Origin of the sequence: Acidiphilium sp. JA12-A1, assembly GCF_000724705.2 — a bacterium.
In the GTDB taxonomy this organism is placed as follows: domain Bacteria; phylum Pseudomonadota; class Alphaproteobacteria; order Acetobacterales; family Acetobacteraceae; genus Acidiphilium; species Acidiphilium multivorum.
Genome location: NZ_JFHO01000004.1, coordinates 216,146 through 231,293, shown reverse-complemented (window position 1 = coordinate 231,293; position 15,148 = coordinate 216,146). Strand labels below are relative to the sequence as shown.

Here is a 15,148-nt window from a genome sequence, read left to right as displayed (position 1 = left end):
AAAGCTCGACATCAGGTCAGCGATGCGATGGCAAGCACAAGGGTAATACCCGCGATCGCCAGCGTCGCATGCGTGCCGAGCAGCAGCCCCGCAGGGCGCCGTTGGCGCCAGGCCGCGATGACGACGAACAAGCCGAGCAGCAGGGCGAGACCGAGCAGAATTTCCGCCCCCGCGCCGAAGCCACCCAGCCCCATCCGTGCCGGCACCGGATGGCGGGCCAGCGCGATGACCAACGCGGTCAGTCCCATGGCCCCCAGAACGCCATGCAGCGGGCCAAGCAGCCGGCCGAAGACGCCGCCACCATTCACCCCACCCTGCTGCATTGCGCGCACGCCGAGCCACGCACCGAGTGAGGCGGCTAGCAGAAGCAATGAGAGAGGAATCGTCATTCGCACACAATGACGCTCCCGCAATGGGCATCAAGAGCGAAACCCGCATGTGCGGCGCCGGGGGGCGCGGAGAACGCAGATTTGATCGGGCTCGGCGCGCCGGCGGCGGGCTAAGCCGCCGCCGGCCGGGCGCCTTGCCGTCAGGATTGCTGGCGGCGCAGGAAAGCCGGAATGTCGATGCCGATTTCCTCGTTCTGCGTCAGCCGAACCGCCGCACGCGGCTCATGATGCTGCGGCGGCACATGGTACGAGGCATGCTCGGCCGCCGGGGCCTGAGGCATCTCGCGGTCGAGATGCTGCGGCGCCTGGTAGGAAGGCTCCTCCCGCGCGGGCCAGGACGGAGCGGCCGCACGAGGTTCCGCCTGCGGCATTGGCTGCGGGGCGGCCGCATTGCGGAAGCTGCTGGTCATCCGGCCGAACAGGCTCTGCTTGCGCGGCGGCTCGGCGGCGCGCGGCGTCTCCCGGAAGGCGGCCGGAGCCGAGATCGGCGCCCGCACCGGCCCCTCGGCCTGGAACTGCGGACGCGCCGGCACCGGACCCGGCGCCGGCTGCGGATGCATTGCCTGAGCCGCCTGGTGCTGCGCTGGAGCGGACTGCGGCTGGAAGTGTGCCGGATGCGAAGCCGCGGCGGGCGCCGCGGTCATATGCGGCTGCGCCGCCACTGTCGCGTTCGCCTCCACCATCACGCTGTCGCCCGAAACCGCGGCCAGGCGCGGCCGCTCGGCCTGTGCCGGCACTGGCGTGTCGATCCCGGTCGCCACCACCGAAATCCGCACCCGGCCTCCCAGGCTCTCATCCAGCGCCATGCCGACCATGATGTTCGCATCCTCGTCGACTTCCTCGGCGATCCGGTTCGCCGCCTGGTCGAGTTCATGCAGCGAGAAGTCGGAACTGCCGGTGATGTTGATCAGCAGCCCGCGCGCGCCCTTCATGTTGGTGTCTTCCAGCAGCGGATTGGAAATCGCCGCCTCCGCGGCGCGGATCGCGCGATCCTCGCCCTCGGCTTCGCCTGTGCCCATCATCGCCTTGCCCATCACCGACATCACCGAGCGGATGTCGGCATAGTCGAGGTTCACGAGGCCCGGAACCACCATCAGGTCGGTGACGCCGCGCACGCCCATGTAGAGCACATGGTCGGCCATCTCGAAGGCTTCTTTCCAGCCTGTCCGCTCGTTGGCCACCTTGAAGAGGTTCTGGTTCGGAATCACGATCAGCGTATCGACGAACTGCTGCAGCTCGTTGATCCCCTCCTCGGCGGAGCGCAGGCGGCGGCGCCCCTCGAAGGCGAAAGGCTTGGTCACCACGCCGACGGTCAGGATGCCGCGCTCGCGCGCCATCCGCGCGATGACCGGCGCGGCCCCCGTGCCCGTGCCGCCACCCATGCCCGCGGTGATGAACACCATATGCGCGCCGTCGAGATGGCGGGCCAGGTCTTCCGACGCTTCCTCAGCCGACGCCTTGCCGATTTCCGGCCGTCCGCCCGCACCGTTACCCTGGGTGATATGGGGCCCAAGCTGGATCCTCCGCTCGGCACGCGAGAGCATCAACTGTTGTGCATCGGTATTGGCGACGACGAATTCCACGCCCGGCAGGTTCAGCGCGATCATGTTGTTGACCGCGTTGGTGCCCCCACCGCCAACGCCGATCACCGTGATTCGCGGCGTGAAATCTGTCTGTGTCGTGGTCTGTCGGATCAGGTTCAGGGTCATGTCTGCGTCTCCTGGCAGGCGGGCGTGAAACGATGGGCAGCAAGGATGCGATGGCGTTCGCTCATCACATCCGCCGCATGAGCAAGTTCATGAAACGGGCGAGGCGGCCCTGCGGCGCGGCAGCGGTCAGATCGATGTCATGCATCGTCTGGCCGTCGCCGCTGGCGAAGGCGAGCAGGCCGATCATCGTGGCGAAATTCGGCCCGGTGGCGGCGTCGGGCAGGCCGATGACGCCGATGGGCTTGCCGATCCGCACCTGGCGGTCGAGGATCTGTGCCGCCAGTTCGCGGGCACCGACCAGTTGCGACGCGCCGCCGGTCAGCACCACGCGCGCCCCTGCCGCCCGGCCGAGCCCGGAGGTCTCGATCCGGTCGCGCACCAGCTCGAAGATCTCCTCGAGCCGCGGGCGGATGATCGAAACCAGCGCGCTGCGCGGCACCTTGGCGATCTGGTGCTCGGCCTCGCCCACGAGGGGCACTGGCAGCAGCTCGCGCGCATCGTCCGGGCTTTCCTGGCAGGTGCCATAGAGCGTCTTGAGCCGCTCGGCATGCGCCACCTGGGTGGAAAGCAGCCGGGCGACGTCGTTGGTGACGTGATTGCCGCCGACCGGCAGTTGCGCCGTGTGCAGCATCTGCCCTTCGGCGAAGACCGCGATCGTCGTCGTGCCGCCGCCCATGTCGATCACGGTGGCGCCGAGTTCCCGCTCGTCCTCCACCAATGTTGCGAGGCCCGAGGCAAACGGCGCCGACACCATCGAGGCAATCTCGAGCTCGCATCGTTCGAGGCAGGCGGTGACGCTCTTGATCGCCGTGGTGGCGGCATCGACCACATGAAGCTGCGCGGTCAGCGTATCGCAATAAAGTCCGCGCGGATCGGCGACGCCGCCGGTCTCGTCCGTGGAGAAATTGAGCGGCAGGGCATGAATCGTGCCGCGCCCCTCGGACGCCGCACGGGCCCGCGCCTCGCGCACCACGCGGCGGATGTCATCCTCGGTCACGGCGCGGCCGTCGATCGGCCACTGCACGTTGAACAGCCGGCTCTCCGGCTGCCCGCATGACAGGTTCACCGTGACCGATTTCAGCCGCATATCGGCCTGGTCCTCCGCCGCGCCCACAGCAGCACGGATCGCCTTCTCCGCGTCTTCCAGATCGACGATGCCGCCCGATTTTACCCCTCGCCCACGTTGCCAGCCGAAGCCGAGGGCGCGCAGCCGTCCATCGCTCTCGGCGCGGCCGATCAGGCAGGAAATCTTGGTCGAACCGATATCCAGCACGCCGAACGGGCCAGATCGCGCGGGCTGGCGGCGCGTTTCCTGCTGGCGCGGTTCGGCCCGTGTCGCGGTCAGCGTCGCGCGGCGGGACAGATCGTTCATGCCCGTGCCTCCCTCATGACTTGTGGTTCCCGGATGCTGCGGACGGCGTAGCGGCGTCGGTCACGAAACCTTTCGGGTAGGGGCGCACCACCAGGCGGTCGGCAAGCCGCAGGTCGATCCGGCGCACCGGCCGATCCAGAAGGCGAATCTTCCGCTCGGCCTGCATCAACACGGTCAGCGCACGAGCTGGATGGGAATCCGGCAGTTCCACCACCGTGTGATCGCGCAGGATCAGGTTCCAGCGCAGCCGATCGATCCGCTCGGCGGCAACCACCTTCGAATCGATCGCGGGAAACCGGGCGAGCAGGTCGAGCAGGTCCTGGGCATGCTTCGGCGCACCAGCGCCGACCAGCAGCCTCAGATTCGGATCATGCGCCCGGGCTGCCCCTGCATCGCGATCCTCCAGCACCGCGCCACCAGCGCCGACCAGCGCGAAGCGCCCATCCGGCCGCTGCCAGATCGCAACGGCGCGGCGTTCGGTGACCTCGACCCGCAACGTGTCAGGCAGCACGCGCTCGACAACGGCGCTGCGCACCAGGCCCAGCGCTCCGACCCGGGCTGCCACGGCCGCCGGCGATAAAGCGAAGATCGCCTTGCCGCGCTCGACATCGAGCGCGCGCTCGACAACGGCGCGCGATCCCGGCGTAACGCCGCTCAGTTCAATATGGGCAATCCGGAATCCCGCATCGGCCGCCACGGTCGCCGCCGCGGCGCGCACCGGCCGAAACACCGCCAGAACGCCCCGCAGACCAAGCGGCACCGCGATCAACAGCAATGCCACGACGCCGAGCACCGCCGTCGGCCGTCCGGCCCGACGCAAACGGCGCAACAACAGCGTGCGCGGACTCGGACGGTCCTGGACGGTCGCCTTGCGCTGCTTCACACGCGGCATGCAGCGTTCTCCACCATCCAGGCGCACAGCGCGGGGAAATCGATTCCGCAATGAGCCGCCTGTTCGGGCAACAGCGAGGTTGGCGTCATGCCCGGCTGGGTGTTCACCTCCAGCAACACCAGCCGGTCCGTTTCATCGTCGTAGCGGAAATCCGAGCGTGTCGCTCCACGGCAGCCAAGCGCGCGATGCGCCGCAACCGCGACATCCCTGGCCCGCGCGCTCACCGAAGGCGGCACGTCCGCCGGAATCTCGTGCCGAGAGGCACCGGCGGCATATTTCGCCGTGTAGTCATAGAAGCCCTCCGCACGAATTTCGGTGACCGCCAGCGCCCGGTCCTCGAGCACCGACACGGTAAGTTCCCGCCCGGGAACATATTCCTCGGTCATCGCCACCGATCCGTGGCGCCAGGCGCGCGCGATATCGGCGCGGCGGTTGTCGCCCTCGCGCAGGATGAACACGCCGACCGAGGAGCCCTCGTTGACCGGCTTGATGACATAGGGCCGCGGCAGCGGATCGGCCTCCGCGAGTTCGTCCAGCGGCACGATGCGGTGCTGCGCCAGCGGCAGGCCGGCAGAGGCGAAAACCGCCTTCGCCGCGCCCTTGTCCATCGCCATCGACGATGCCCGCACGCCGGAATGGGTATAGGGGATGCCCATGTAGTCGAGCACGCCCTGGATCGTCCCATCCTCGCCGAAACGGCCGTGCAGCGCGTTGAATACCGCATCCGGCGCCGGCGTCAGCGCCGCGATCACCGCGCCGAGATCGGCGCCGACCTCGATCTCGAACACGTCATACCCCGCCTTGCGCAGTGCCGCCGCAACCTGCCGGCCGGAGGCGAGGCTGACCTCACGCTCCTCCGAAATGCCACCGAGCAGGACCGCGACGCGCTTCATGCCGCACCCCGGCACGGCAGGCCGACCCGGCGGATTTCCCAGATCAGCTCGACGCCGGTGCGCTCGCGCACGCGCCGGCGCACCGCCTCGCCCAGGCCCTCGATGTCGGCGGCGGTCGCCTCGCCGAGATTGATGAGGAAATTGCAGTGCTTTTCCGAAACCTGGGCGCCGCCGTGGATGAGCCCGCGGCAGCCTGCCTCGTCGATCAGCCGCCAGGCCTTGTCGCCCTCGGGGTTGCGGAAGGTCGAGCCGCCGGTCCGCGCCCGCACCGGCTGCGTTGCCTCGCGGCTCGCGCGGATATCAGCCATCCGCGCCGCGATCGCCGCCGCCTCGCCCGGCCGCGCGTGCAGCCGCGCCCGCACGACGATCCCGCCCTCGGGCAGCCGCGCGTGACGATAGGTCAGCGCGAGATCACCGGCGGCATAGCGCGCCACCGTCCCGTCCCGCCCGACGATCTCGGCCCAGTCCAGAACATCGCGGATCTCCGCGCCATAAGCGCCGGCATTCATCGCCACGGCGCCGCCGAGCGAGCCCGGAATGCCCGAGAGGAATTCGAGCCCGGTGAGCCCCGCCGCCGCCGCGTGTTCGGCGATCGTCGCATCCAGCGCCGCCGCCCCCGCCACGATGCCGTCCGGCTGGACTTCGATATCCGCGAACCCGCGCACCAACCGCACGACCACACCCGCGATCCCGCCATCCCGCACGATCAGGTTGGAGGCGGCGCCGATCGGCAGCACCGGCACTTCCGGCGCCAGCGCGGCGAGAAAACGGCTCAGATCCTCGATATCGGCGGGGCGGAACATCACCTCCGCCGGCCCGCCGACGCGGAACCACGTCACCGGCCCGAGCGGAACATCGAACCCGATGCGTCCGCGCACTTCCGGCAGCGCGGCACGCCAGTCGGCCATGACCGGAGCGGCCATCATCGCATCCCCCCGGCACCGCGGCGGGTGGTCTCGATCAGCGCCTGCAACTGGTTGGGCAGCGCCTGCGCCCAGTTGGTAATCGACCCGGCGCCGAGGCAGACGACGTAATCGCCGGCGCGGGCCATCGCGTTGATCATCTCGGCCAGATGATCGGGGCTACCGAGCGAAACAACCGATTTGTGGCCGCGCGCCCGCAGCCCCTCGACCAGCGCGTCGCGATCGATACCCGGGATCGGCTCCTCGCCCGCCGGATAGACGTCGGCGACGATCACCTTTCCCGCATCGTTCATGCAGGTGCAGAAATCCTCGAACAGCGTCGCCAGCCGCGTGTAGCGGTGCGGCTGCACCACGGCGATCACGTCCCGCGCACCGGCCTGGCGCGCCGCCCGCAGCACCGCCGCGATCTCGACCGGGTGATGTCCGTAATCGTCGATCACGGTGATGCCGGCGACCTCGCCGGTCTTGGTGAAACGCCGCTTCACGCCCCGGAAACTCGCCAGCGCCGCGCGCAGGTCGACCTCCGGCACCTCCATCTCGATGCCGATCGCGATCGCGGCCAGCGCGTTCTGGACATTGTGGTTGCCCAGCATCGGCAGGCGCATCGGCGCCAACACGCGCTCGCGCCCGGCCACCCGTTCGGACAGGCGCACCTCGAACGTCGCGCCATTACGGTCGGACATGATCCGCTCGGCCCGGACATCCGCCTGCGGCGACAGGCCATAGGTGATCAGCCGGTGATCCGACAGGTCCGGGATCATCCGCTGCACGCCGGGATGATCGATGCACAGAACCGCGAACCCGTAGAACGGGATGTTCGAGACGAACTGGCGATATCCCGCCTCCATCGCCTCGGCGGAGCCCCAATGGTCGAGATGCTCGGGGTCCATGTTGGTGACGACGGCGATCACCGCCGGCAGGCGGAGGAAGCTGCCATCGCTCTCATCGGCCTCGACCACCATCCAGTCGCCGCCGCCAAGCCGCGCATTGGTGCCGTAGGCGTTGATGATCCCACCATTGATCACGGTCGGATCGAGCCCCGCCCCTTCGAGCACGGCCGCGACGAGGCTCGTCGTCGTCGTCTTGCCATGCGTGCCGCCGATCGCGACGGACCAGCGCAGCCGCATCAGTTCGCCCAGCATCTCGGCGCGCCGCACCACCGGGATCATCCGCTTGCGCGCCGCCTGCACCTCGGGATTGTCGCGCGGCACCGCGGTCGACACCACGACCACCTGCGCGTTGCCCAGATTCGCCGCGTCATGCCCGATCGCGACCGGAATGCCCGCGGCGCGCAGGCGGGCGACATTGGCGTTTTCGGAAAGGTCGGATCCCTGCACGGAATAGCCGAGATTGTGCAGCACCTCGGCAATGCCCGACATGCCGATCCCGGCAATGCCGACGAAATGGATCGTCCCGATCGACAGCGGCATCGCCCTCATCGCACACGCTCCGCAATGGCCGACAGGACGAGATCGGCGAGCCGCGCGGCAGCCTCCTCGATCCGCGCGCTCGCCGCCGCCTCGGCCATCGCAGCCAGCCGCAGCGGATCATCGAGCAGGGATTCGAGTACGCCGGCCAGCCGGTCCGGTGTCGTCGTCGCCTGGTCGAGCCGGAATGCGCCGCCCCGCCGCGCCAGGACATCGGCATTGTGCCGCTGGTCGGTATTGATCGCGAGCGGAATGAAGATCGCCGGCCGCCCGATCGTCGCCACCTCGGCGACGGTCGACCCGCCGGACCGCGCGACCAGCAGATGCGCCGCCGCCATGCGCGGCGCCACATCGCTGAAGAACGGCGCCAGTTCATGTGTGATCCCGGCGGCATCGAGCGCGCCGCGTGCCGCCCCGATAGCCTCCCCCGGGCATTGCATGGTCAGTGCGATCCGCCGGCGCAGCCCCTCCGGCAGCCGGGCCAGCGCCTCGGGTACCAGGGTGGCGAAAATCCGCGCCCCGAGCGAGCCGCCGAGCACCAGCAGCCGGATCGTCTCCGCCGGCGGTTCATAGGGCGACGCAGCCAGCACCGAAATCGCGGCACGCACCGGGTTGCCGGTCACTGTCGCGCGCGCCCGGCCGGGCAACCCCGCGGTGCCCTCGAAGCTCAGCGCGAGATGGTCGGCGAAGCGCGCGAGGAAGCGGTTCGCGCCGCCGAGCACCGCGTTCTGGTCGTGCAACACGATGGCGGGTCGCCGCCGCAGCGTAGCCGCCGCGAGCACGGGCGGCACCGAGGGGTAGCCGCCGAAGCCGACCACAGCGGCAGCATCGAGCTTTGCAAGGATGTGCCGGGCCGCGACGGTGCCGCGCGCAAGCTGTGCCACGCCAAGAAGTCGCCGCCCAAGACTGCGTCCGGCCAGCCCCGCACCGGCCAGAACATGGCGCTCGCAGCCGGCAAATACCGCCGATTTCTGCCCCGCCGAGCGCGCGTCCGTCATCAGCACGATCCGCTGGCCACGCCGCATCAGTTCGTCTGCCACAGATTCCGCGGGAACCATGTGCCCGCCCGTGCCGCCGGCTGCGATGACAATCGGGTTCAGCATCGCGCCTCTCATACCGCCCGATCCTGCATGCCGAGGCCGAACAGCCCGTCCGTCACGCGCTCGGCATGGGTGCGCCGTCGCGTCAGCGCCAGCAGGAACCCCATGTGCAACCCGGTCGCCAGAACAGCCGAGCCGCCATACGACAGGAACGGCAGTGTCATGCCCTTGGTCGGGATCATCGACAATGAAGACGCCATGTTGATGAAGGCCTGCAGTCCGAAACTGGTCAGCAGCCCGGCAGAGGCGAGGGCCACGAACGAATCCGTCTCGCGCAGCACCCGCATGAACCCACGCAGCACGATCACCGCGTAGAGCGCGATGATGCCGAGGCAAAGAAACATGCCGAATTCCTCGCCAGCCACCGCGAAGACGAAATCGGCGCGCGCGTCAGGCAGGTAGTGCTTCACCTGCCCCTCGCCCGGCCCACGTCCCCAGAGCCCGCCATTGGCGAAGGCGGAAAGCGCCGTGAGCGCCTGATACGCCTTGTCCTTGGTCGGATGGAGGAACAGCATCACGCGCTTGTGCACGTGAGCGATCAGCTCGAATGCTGCGAATCCGGCGGCGCCAAATCCGGCCACGCCAAGCCCCACGAAAAACGTGTTCAGGCCGTCGAGAAAAAGCTGGACGAAAAATGTCGCCAGCACCAGGGCGGTTGAACCGACATCGGGCTGGCGCAGAAGAATCAGCACCACCAGGCTGTTGAGACCGATCGCCGCGAACATGCCCGGAAATCCCGGCGTGCGCCGCCGCTCCGCCAGCAGCCATGCGGTCGCGATGATCAGCGCGGGCTTGAGGAATTCCGAAGGCTGAATGGTGAAGCCCGGCAGCGCGATCCAGCGCCGTCCGCCATCGACGACGACGCCATGCACGAGAGTGAACCCGGTGAGCACAAGGAAGACCACCCCGGTCGCGAGCGCGGCGAGCTTGACGTAATGCAGGTCAAGCATCGAAACCCCGACCATCAGAATTCCCGCCGTCAGCAGGTAGACGATCTGCCGGATCATCACGATCGTGTTGGGATCGTTCAGCGAAAGATTGGTCGCCGGCGTGGCCGCGAGCGCAAGCACATAGCCCAGGCCCACCAGCAGCAGCAGGGCGGTGAGCATCACCCGGTCGACGCTCCACCACCACCGTCCGACGACTGAATCATCCGCGCGCGAAAGGACCGGCATCACCTGGCCTCCATCGAAACGAGGCGGGCGGCCAGTTCGGCGAAACGTCGTCCGCGCGCGGCGTAATCGGCGAACTGGTCGAAACTCGCCGCCGCCGGCGAGAGCAGCACGGTATCGACCCCAATTCGCCGGGCCGCCGCGAAAGCAGACGGAACGGCGTTCTCGATCGTCCCCGCGATCTCGCAGGAGACGCCCGCGCTGGCGAGCGTCGCGGCGAATTCCGGCGCATCGCGGCCAATCAGCACCGCATGGGCAACGCGGGAAAACCACGGCGCCAGCGGCGTGATGCCGCCGTCCTTCCCGATCCCCCCGGCAATCCAGACCAGGCGCTCATGGCAATCCAGCGCTCGCGCGGCCGAATCGGCATTGGTTGCCTTGCTGTCATCGATGAAGGTTACGCCTGCAACCGATGCGACCACGCGCTGCCGGTGCGGCAGTCCGGGAAAGGACACCATCGCCCGGCCAATGACCTCGCGCGGAACACCGAGCGCGAGCGCAAGGGCAGCCGCGGCCGCCGCGTTTTGCGCGTTGTGCGTGCCGGGCAACGCCGCCGCCGCGTCGAGATCGGCAATCACGCCGGAATGATCGACCAGCTTGCGGCCGCGCGCGAAAATATCGGCCCGCTGGCAGCCGGAAATTCGCACGATTCGTCTCTTGCCATCCTCGAATCGGGTCGCCATCGCCGCCGTCGCGGCGTCATCGATCCCAAACACGGCGACATCGCCAGCTTCCTGTCCGACAAAAAGCCGAGACTTTGCAGCTTCATATCCGGCCATGTTACCATGGCGGTCGAGGTGATCCGGGGTCAGATTCAGCATTGCCCCAGCACTGAAGCGCATGTTTACGATTCGCTCCAACATGTAGCTCGACATTTCGAGCACATACACGCCGTCATCACCAAGGCGCGGCAAGGCGAGCGCGGCCGGCCCCAGATTGCCGCCCGCCGCAACCTCGATGCCGGCATCGGCAAGGATATGCGCCAGCAGCGCCGTCGTGGTGGACTTGCCGTTGGTGCCGGTGATTCCAACGAACCGCGCAGAACTGCCCGAGTCGCGGACCGCGCGGAACAGCAGTTCTGCATCGGTGAAAATCGGCACGCCGCGCGCCATCACCGCCGCTGCCTCGGGATGAGGCACAGGCAGCGCATGGGGAATGCCCGGCGACAGGATCAGTCCGTCGAGTTTGGAAGCATCGCTGGGCCGGCCGATCGTAATCCCCACAGCAGCAGCCGCGCCGCGCCGTGCCTCGTTGTCGTCCCAGGCGATGACCGACGCGCCCATGGCCACGAGCGCTTGCGCTGCTGGCAAGCCGTTCACTCCGAGACCCAGCACTGCGTAACGCCGCCCCGCGAACACGTGGCTCCAGTTTTCCACCGGCGCGCTCATCGGATTTTCAGGGTCGCCAGGCCCAGCAACGCAAGTATCATCGCAACGATCCAGAAGCGGATCACCACGGTCGGCTCGGCCCAGCCCTTCTTCTCGAAGTGATGATGCAGCGGCGCCATCAGGAATACGCGCCGCCCGGTGCGTTTGTACCAGAACACCTGCACGATGACCGAAACGGTCTCGACGACGAACAGCCCGCCGGTAATTGCCAGCACGATCTCGTTCTTCGTCGCCACGGCGACCGAACCGAGTGCACCCCCAAGCGCAAGCGAACCGGTATCGCCCATGAACACGGCGGCGGGCGGCGCGTTGAACCACAGGAATCCCATGCCGGCGCCGATCAGTGCCGAGCAGAACACGGCCAGCTCACCCGTTCCGGGAACGAAATTGATTTCGAGGTAATGCGAAAAAATCCTGTTGCCGACGAGATAGGCAATCAGCGTGAACACGCCGGCGGCGATGATCGTCGGCACGATAGCAAGGCCATCGAGCCCGTCGGTCAGGTTCACCGCGTTCGAGGCGCCCATCATCACGAACATCGCGACCAGCGGAAACAGCGGGCCGAACGGGATCATGAGATGCTTGAATACCGGCACGGCGAGCGAATCGGCGATCGAGCCGGGCATCAGCTGCGTGATCCATACAGCCGCGCCAAGCCCGAGCACCGCCTGCACAACGAGCTTGATCCGCCCGGGCACGCCCTTGGTGTTGCGCTTCGTCAGCTTGAGGAAATCATCGGCGAAGCCGAGCGCGCCATAGCCAATCGTGATCATCAGCACGGCCCAGACATAGCCGTTCCGCAGGTCTGCCCAGAGCAGTGTCGAAACGGTCAGAGCGATCAGGATCAGGAAGCCGCCCATCGTGGGCGTGCCCTTCTTCTCGATCAGATGCCGTTCCGGCCCGTCGGCCCGGATCGGCTGCCCCTGCTTCTGGAGCGACTTGAGCCAGCGGATCAGCCTGGGGCCGAGCAGGAAACTGACGACAAGCGCCGTCAGGCACGCGCCACCCGCGCGGAATGTGATGTAGCGGATCAGATTGAACGCGTGGAACGCGGCGACATGGGGAAGGAGCAGAGCGTAGAGCATCAGGCCTTGTCCTCGATCGCCGCGACCACGTCACGCATCCGCGACCCGTAGCTCCCTTTCACCAGCACGACGTCACCCACCGCGAGTGCGGCGCGCACCGCCGGTGCGAGGGATGCGGCATCCACCGCCCATGCGCCCCGCTGACGTTCCGGCAGTTCATCGAACATCACGCGCATATGCGGCCCGCAGGCGAAAACCAGATCGGCCACGCCGGAAACCGCATCCGCAAGATCGCGATGCTCGTCATCGGCATAGTCACCGAGTTCGAGCATGTCGCCCAGCACGGCGATGCGCCGCCCCGGCAGCAGTGACAGAACCTCGAGCGCCGCACGCACCGAGTTGCCAGAAGCATTGTAACTCTCGTCGAGCAGCGTGATCTCGACGCCGTCCACATTCACGCGGCGTCGGGCGCCGCGCCCGGCCAGCGGTGCAAAACCATCGAGCGCCGCCGCGGCCTGCGCCGGATCGAGCCCGAGTGCCGCCGCCGCCGCCAGCGCCGCCACCGCGTTCATCGCCATATGCGTTCCCGGCGCAGCGAGACGGCAACGGACCACCATGCGCAGGATATTCGCCGTCACCGCGACTCCGTCGGCATCGCTCTCGGCTTCGATCAGCCTTGCCTCCGCAAGATCCTGCGCGCCGAAACTGACCACCCGAACCCCGTCCCGCGCCCGGCGCGCAAGGCGCGAAAGGAACGGCCCACGCGGCAGCACCGCCGCCCCGCCCGGCACCACGCCGCGCAACAATTCCGCCTTTTCATCGGCAATCGCCTCGACCGAACCCATCAACCCCAGATGCGCCGAGCCGATCGCGGTGATCACGCCGACATGCGGCCGCGTGATGGCGGAGAGCGGCGCGATCTCGCCTGGATGGTTCATGCCGATCTCGACCACCGCAAAATCGGCCTCGGCCGGCAACCGCGCGAGGGTCAGCGGCACGCCGATATGGTTGTTGAAGGAGGCTTCCGCCGCATGCGTCGCGCCAAATGCGGAGAGGATCCGGCGCAGCATTTCCTTGGTGGTGGACTTGCCGACCGAGCCCGTGACCGCGACGACGCGGGCGCGGCTGCGCGCCCGACCGAATTCGCCGAGCCGGGTGAGCGCGGCCTGCACATCCTCGACGAGCAGCGCCGGCCCGGCGCCGACATCGCGCGAAACCAGCACGCAGGTCCCCCCTTTCGCCTCGGCATCAGGAACGAAATCATGCCCGTCGCGAGCGTCCGCCAGGGCGACGAACAACTCGCCCGGCGCGATCGTCCGGCTGTCGATCGAAACACCTGTGGCATCAGCCTCGCCGCGCAGCCAGGTGCCGTTGGTGGCGACGGCAAGGTCGCGCGCGCTCCAGAGACCGCTCATGCCGCAAGTTCCCTGATCACCGCCGCATCGTCGAAGGGCAGCACCGCATCACCGACGATCTGCCCGCTCTCATGTCCCTTGCCAGCCACGGCCAGCACGTCGCCCGCCCGCAGCGCATCGAGTCCGGCAGCGATCGCGGCACGCCGGTCGCCGATCTCCCGCGCGCCGGGGCAGGCCGCGAGGATTGCCGCGCGGATCGATGCCGGGTCCTCGCTCCGCGGATTGTCGTCGGTGACGATCGCGACATCCGCGAGTCTCGCGGCCACATCACCCATCAGCTTCCGCTTGCCGCGATCCCGATCGCCGCCCGCGCCGAACACCAGCACCAGCCGTCCGGCCGCGTGCGGGCGCAGCGCCATCAGCAACCGCTCCAGCGCATCCGGCGTGTGCGCGTAATCGACATAGGCGGCAGCGCCATTCGGCAGCACCGCCGCGCGCTCCAGCCTCCCGCGCACCGGCGCGAGGCCTGGCAGCCTGTCCAGCGGATCGGACACGCCTGCCGCACGCGCGAGGCCTGCCGCAAGCAACGCATTATCCACCTGGAACCGGCCCGGAAGCGGCAGTTCGATCTCGCGCGACACGCCACCGCACGCGATCGTCAGCACTTGGCTAGACGGCGTCGCGATGATGCCGCGCAGGTCAAACAGGTCACCGCCCGCGCCCACCGTCGCCAGATCGAGCCGCCGCGCCTGCGCGATGTCGCGCAGTGCCGCCAGCGTATCCGGCTCAAGATCGGCCATTGCCACCGCCGGCGCGCCGGGAAGCAGCAGGTCCTGGAACAGCCGCAACTTGGCCCGACGGTAGGACGCCATGTCCCCGTGATAATCGAGATGATCGCGTGTCAGGTTGCTGAACCCGCCAGCGGCAAGGCGCAGCCCATGCAGGCGGAACTGGTCGAGCCCATGCGAGGAGGCCTCGAGCGCAACGGTCCCGATTCCGGCCGCCCGCAACGCGGCAAGGATATCGGAGAGGGTCACCGGATCCGGCGTGGTCAGGCTTGCCCCCGGCGCGAAGCCCGGCGCGATCAGCCCGAGCGTGCCGAGCGAGGCGGCCGGTCTCCCGCTGGCCACTGCCATCTGGCGGATGAAATCCACCGTCGAGGTCTTCCCATTGGTGCCTGTCACGCCGAGAATCGTCTCCGGCAGCGGTCCTGCCAGCGTCGCCGCGATCTCGGCCAGGCGGCGCCGCGGCTCCGGGTCCTCGATCAGCGGGCGTGGCGGCACGCCAGGCGGCCAGCGGGTGCCCGAAGGCGCCAGCACCGCGGCGGCCCCCTGTGCCACGGCCTGGGCGATGAAATCTCGCCCATCGGCGCGCGCGCCCGGCAAGGCGGCGAAGATCATGCCCTTGCGCACGGCGCGGCTGTCAGCGGTGATTCCGGAAAACACCGTCTCCGGCGGCAGGATCCAGCCTGGCGGGGCACCGTAACGTGAAAGACCGTCCATC

The 15,148-nt window shown here is 68.4% G+C and carries 13 protein-coding genes; all 13 read right to left on the bottom strand.

Translation table 11 applies throughout. The features are described from left to right. Nucleotides 1-11: 11 nt before the first annotated feature. On the bottom strand, nt 12-389 hold the full coding sequence (locus RT91_RS01750) for a hypothetical protein (RefSeq protein WP_013639173.1): 378 nt from the start codon (nt 387-389) through the stop codon (nt 12-14). 140 nt (nt 390-529) lie between these two features. Next, nucleotides 530-2,098, bottom strand: a complete 1,569-nt coding sequence (ftsZ, locus tag RT91_RS01745; protein ID WP_011941254.1) for a cell division protein FtsZ — start codon at nt 2,096-2,098, stop codon at nt 530-532. 64 nt (nt 2,099-2,162) lie between these two features. Continuing rightward, entirely contained in the window at nt 2,163-3,470 is a 1,308-nt protein-coding gene (ftsA, locus tag RT91_RS01740) for a cell division protein FtsA (RefSeq protein WP_007424255.1), read from the bottom strand. A gap of 13 nt (nt 3,471-3,483) precedes the next feature. Continuing rightward, complete coding sequence (locus RT91_RS01735) at nt 3,484-4,362, bottom strand: cell division protein FtsQ/DivIB (RefSeq protein WP_035185335.1); 879 nt, start codon at nt 4,360-4,362, stop codon at nt 3,484-3,486. Beyond that, complete coding sequence (locus RT91_RS01730) at nt 4,350-5,255, bottom strand: D-alanine--D-alanine ligase (RefSeq protein ID WP_007424257.1); 906 nt, start codon at nt 5,253-5,255, stop codon at nt 4,350-4,352. The genes RT91_RS01735 and RT91_RS01730 overlap by 13 nt, the downstream gene beginning before the upstream one ends. Continuing rightward, nucleotides 5,252-6,181, bottom strand: coding sequence for a UDP-N-acetylmuramate dehydrogenase (gene murB, locus RT91_RS01725; RefSeq protein ID WP_035185332.1), 930 nt, complete (start codon nt 6,179-6,181; stop codon nt 5,252-5,254). Before murB ends, RT91_RS01730 begins: the two co-directional genes overlap by 4 nt. Then, nucleotides 6,178-7,617 (bottom strand): UDP-N-acetylmuramate--L-alanine ligase, encoded by a 1,440-nt coding sequence (murC, locus tag RT91_RS01720; RefSeq protein ID WP_011941249.1) that lies wholly within the window; start codon nt 7,615-7,617, stop codon nt 6,178-6,180. The genes murB and murC overlap by 4 nt, the downstream gene beginning before the upstream one ends. Next, on the bottom strand, nt 7,614-8,720 hold the full coding sequence (gene murG, locus RT91_RS01715; protein WP_035185330.1) for an undecaprenyldiphospho-muramoylpentapeptide beta-N-acetylglucosaminyltransferase: 1,107 nt from the start codon (nt 8,718-8,720) through the stop codon (nt 7,614-7,616). Before murG ends, murC begins: the two co-directional genes overlap by 4 nt. After that, nucleotides 8,717-9,880: an FtsW/RodA/SpoVE family cell cycle protein gene (locus RT91_RS01710; RefSeq protein WP_035185328.1), complete on the bottom strand. Its 1,164-nt coding sequence runs from the start codon at nt 9,878-9,880 to the stop codon at nt 8,717-8,719. The genes murG and RT91_RS01710 overlap by 4 nt, the downstream gene beginning before the upstream one ends. Continuing rightward, a complete protein-coding gene (gene murD / locus RT91_RS01705; protein ID WP_035185326.1) occupies nt 9,880-11,265 on the bottom strand; it encodes a UDP-N-acetylmuramoyl-L-alanine--D-glutamate ligase in 1,386 nt (461 codons plus the stop codon). The genes RT91_RS01710 and murD overlap by 1 nt, the downstream gene beginning before the upstream one ends. Next, entirely contained in the window at nt 11,262-12,350 is a 1,089-nt protein-coding gene (gene mraY, locus RT91_RS01700) for a phospho-N-acetylmuramoyl-pentapeptide-transferase (RefSeq protein ID WP_007422359.1), read from the bottom strand. Before mraY ends, murD begins: the two co-directional genes overlap by 4 nt. Next, nucleotides 12,350-13,705 (bottom strand): UDP-N-acetylmuramoyl-tripeptide--D-alanyl-D-alanine ligase, encoded by a 1,356-nt coding sequence (gene murF / locus RT91_RS01695; RefSeq protein ID WP_035185323.1) that lies wholly within the window; start codon nt 13,703-13,705, stop codon nt 12,350-12,352. The genes mraY and murF overlap by 1 nt, the downstream gene beginning before the upstream one ends. Beyond that, complete coding sequence (locus tag RT91_RS01690; protein WP_011941244.1) at nt 13,702-15,147, bottom strand: UDP-N-acetylmuramoyl-L-alanyl-D-glutamate--2,6-diaminopimelate ligase; 1,446 nt, start codon at nt 15,145-15,147, stop codon at nt 13,702-13,704. The genes murF and RT91_RS01690 overlap by 4 nt, the downstream gene beginning before the upstream one ends. Between the last annotated feature and the right edge of the window lies 1 nt (nt 15,148).

What these genes read in the sequence shown, in the direction of transcription:
- RT91_RS01750 (WP_013639173.1), bottom strand. Translation starts at nt 389, where the DNA reads ATGACGATTCCTCTCTCATTGCTTCTGCTAGCCGCCTCACTCGGTGCG.
- ftsZ (WP_011941254.1), bottom strand. Translation starts at nt 2,098, where the DNA reads ATGACCCTGAACCTGATCCGACAGACCACGACACAGACAGATTTCACG.
- ftsA (WP_007424255.1), bottom strand. Translation starts at nt 3,470, where the DNA reads ATGAACGATCTGTCCCGCCGCGCGACGCTGACCGCGACACGGGCCGAA.
- RT91_RS01735 (WP_035185335.1), bottom strand. Translation starts at nt 4,362, where the DNA reads ATGCCGCGTGTGAAGCAGCGCAAGGCGACCGTCCAGGACCGTCCGAGT.
- RT91_RS01730 (WP_007424257.1), bottom strand. Translation starts at nt 5,255, where the DNA reads ATGAAGCGCGTCGCGGTCCTGCTCGGTGGCATTTCGGAGGAGCGTGAG.
- murB (WP_035185332.1), bottom strand. Translation starts at nt 6,181, where the DNA reads ATGATGGCCGCTCCGGTCATGGCCGACTGGCGTGCCGCGCTGCCGGAA.
- murC (WP_011941249.1), bottom strand. Translation starts at nt 7,617, where the DNA reads ATGAGGGCGATGCCGCTGTCGATCGGGACGATCCATTTCGTCGGCATT.
- murG (WP_035185330.1), bottom strand. Translation starts at nt 8,720, where the DNA reads ATGAGAGGCGCGATGCTGAACCCGATTGTCATCGCAGCCGGCGGCACG.
- RT91_RS01710 (WP_035185328.1), bottom strand. Translation starts at nt 9,880, where the DNA reads ATGCCGGTCCTTTCGCGCGCGGATGATTCAGTCGTCGGACGGTGGTGG.
- murD (WP_035185326.1), bottom strand. Translation starts at nt 11,265, where the DNA reads ATGAGCGCGCCGGTGGAAAACTGGAGCCACGTGTTCGCGGGGCGGCGT.
- mraY (WP_007422359.1), bottom strand. Translation starts at nt 12,350, where the DNA reads ATGCTCTACGCTCTGCTCCTTCCCCATGTCGCCGCGTTCCACGCGTTC.
- murF (WP_035185323.1), bottom strand. Translation starts at nt 13,705, where the DNA reads ATGAGCGGTCTCTGGAGCGCGCGCGACCTTGCCGTCGCCACCAACGGC.
- RT91_RS01690 (WP_011941244.1), bottom strand. Translation starts at nt 15,147, where the DNA reads ATGGACGGTCTTTCACGTTACGGTGCCCCGCCAGGCTGGATCCTGCCG.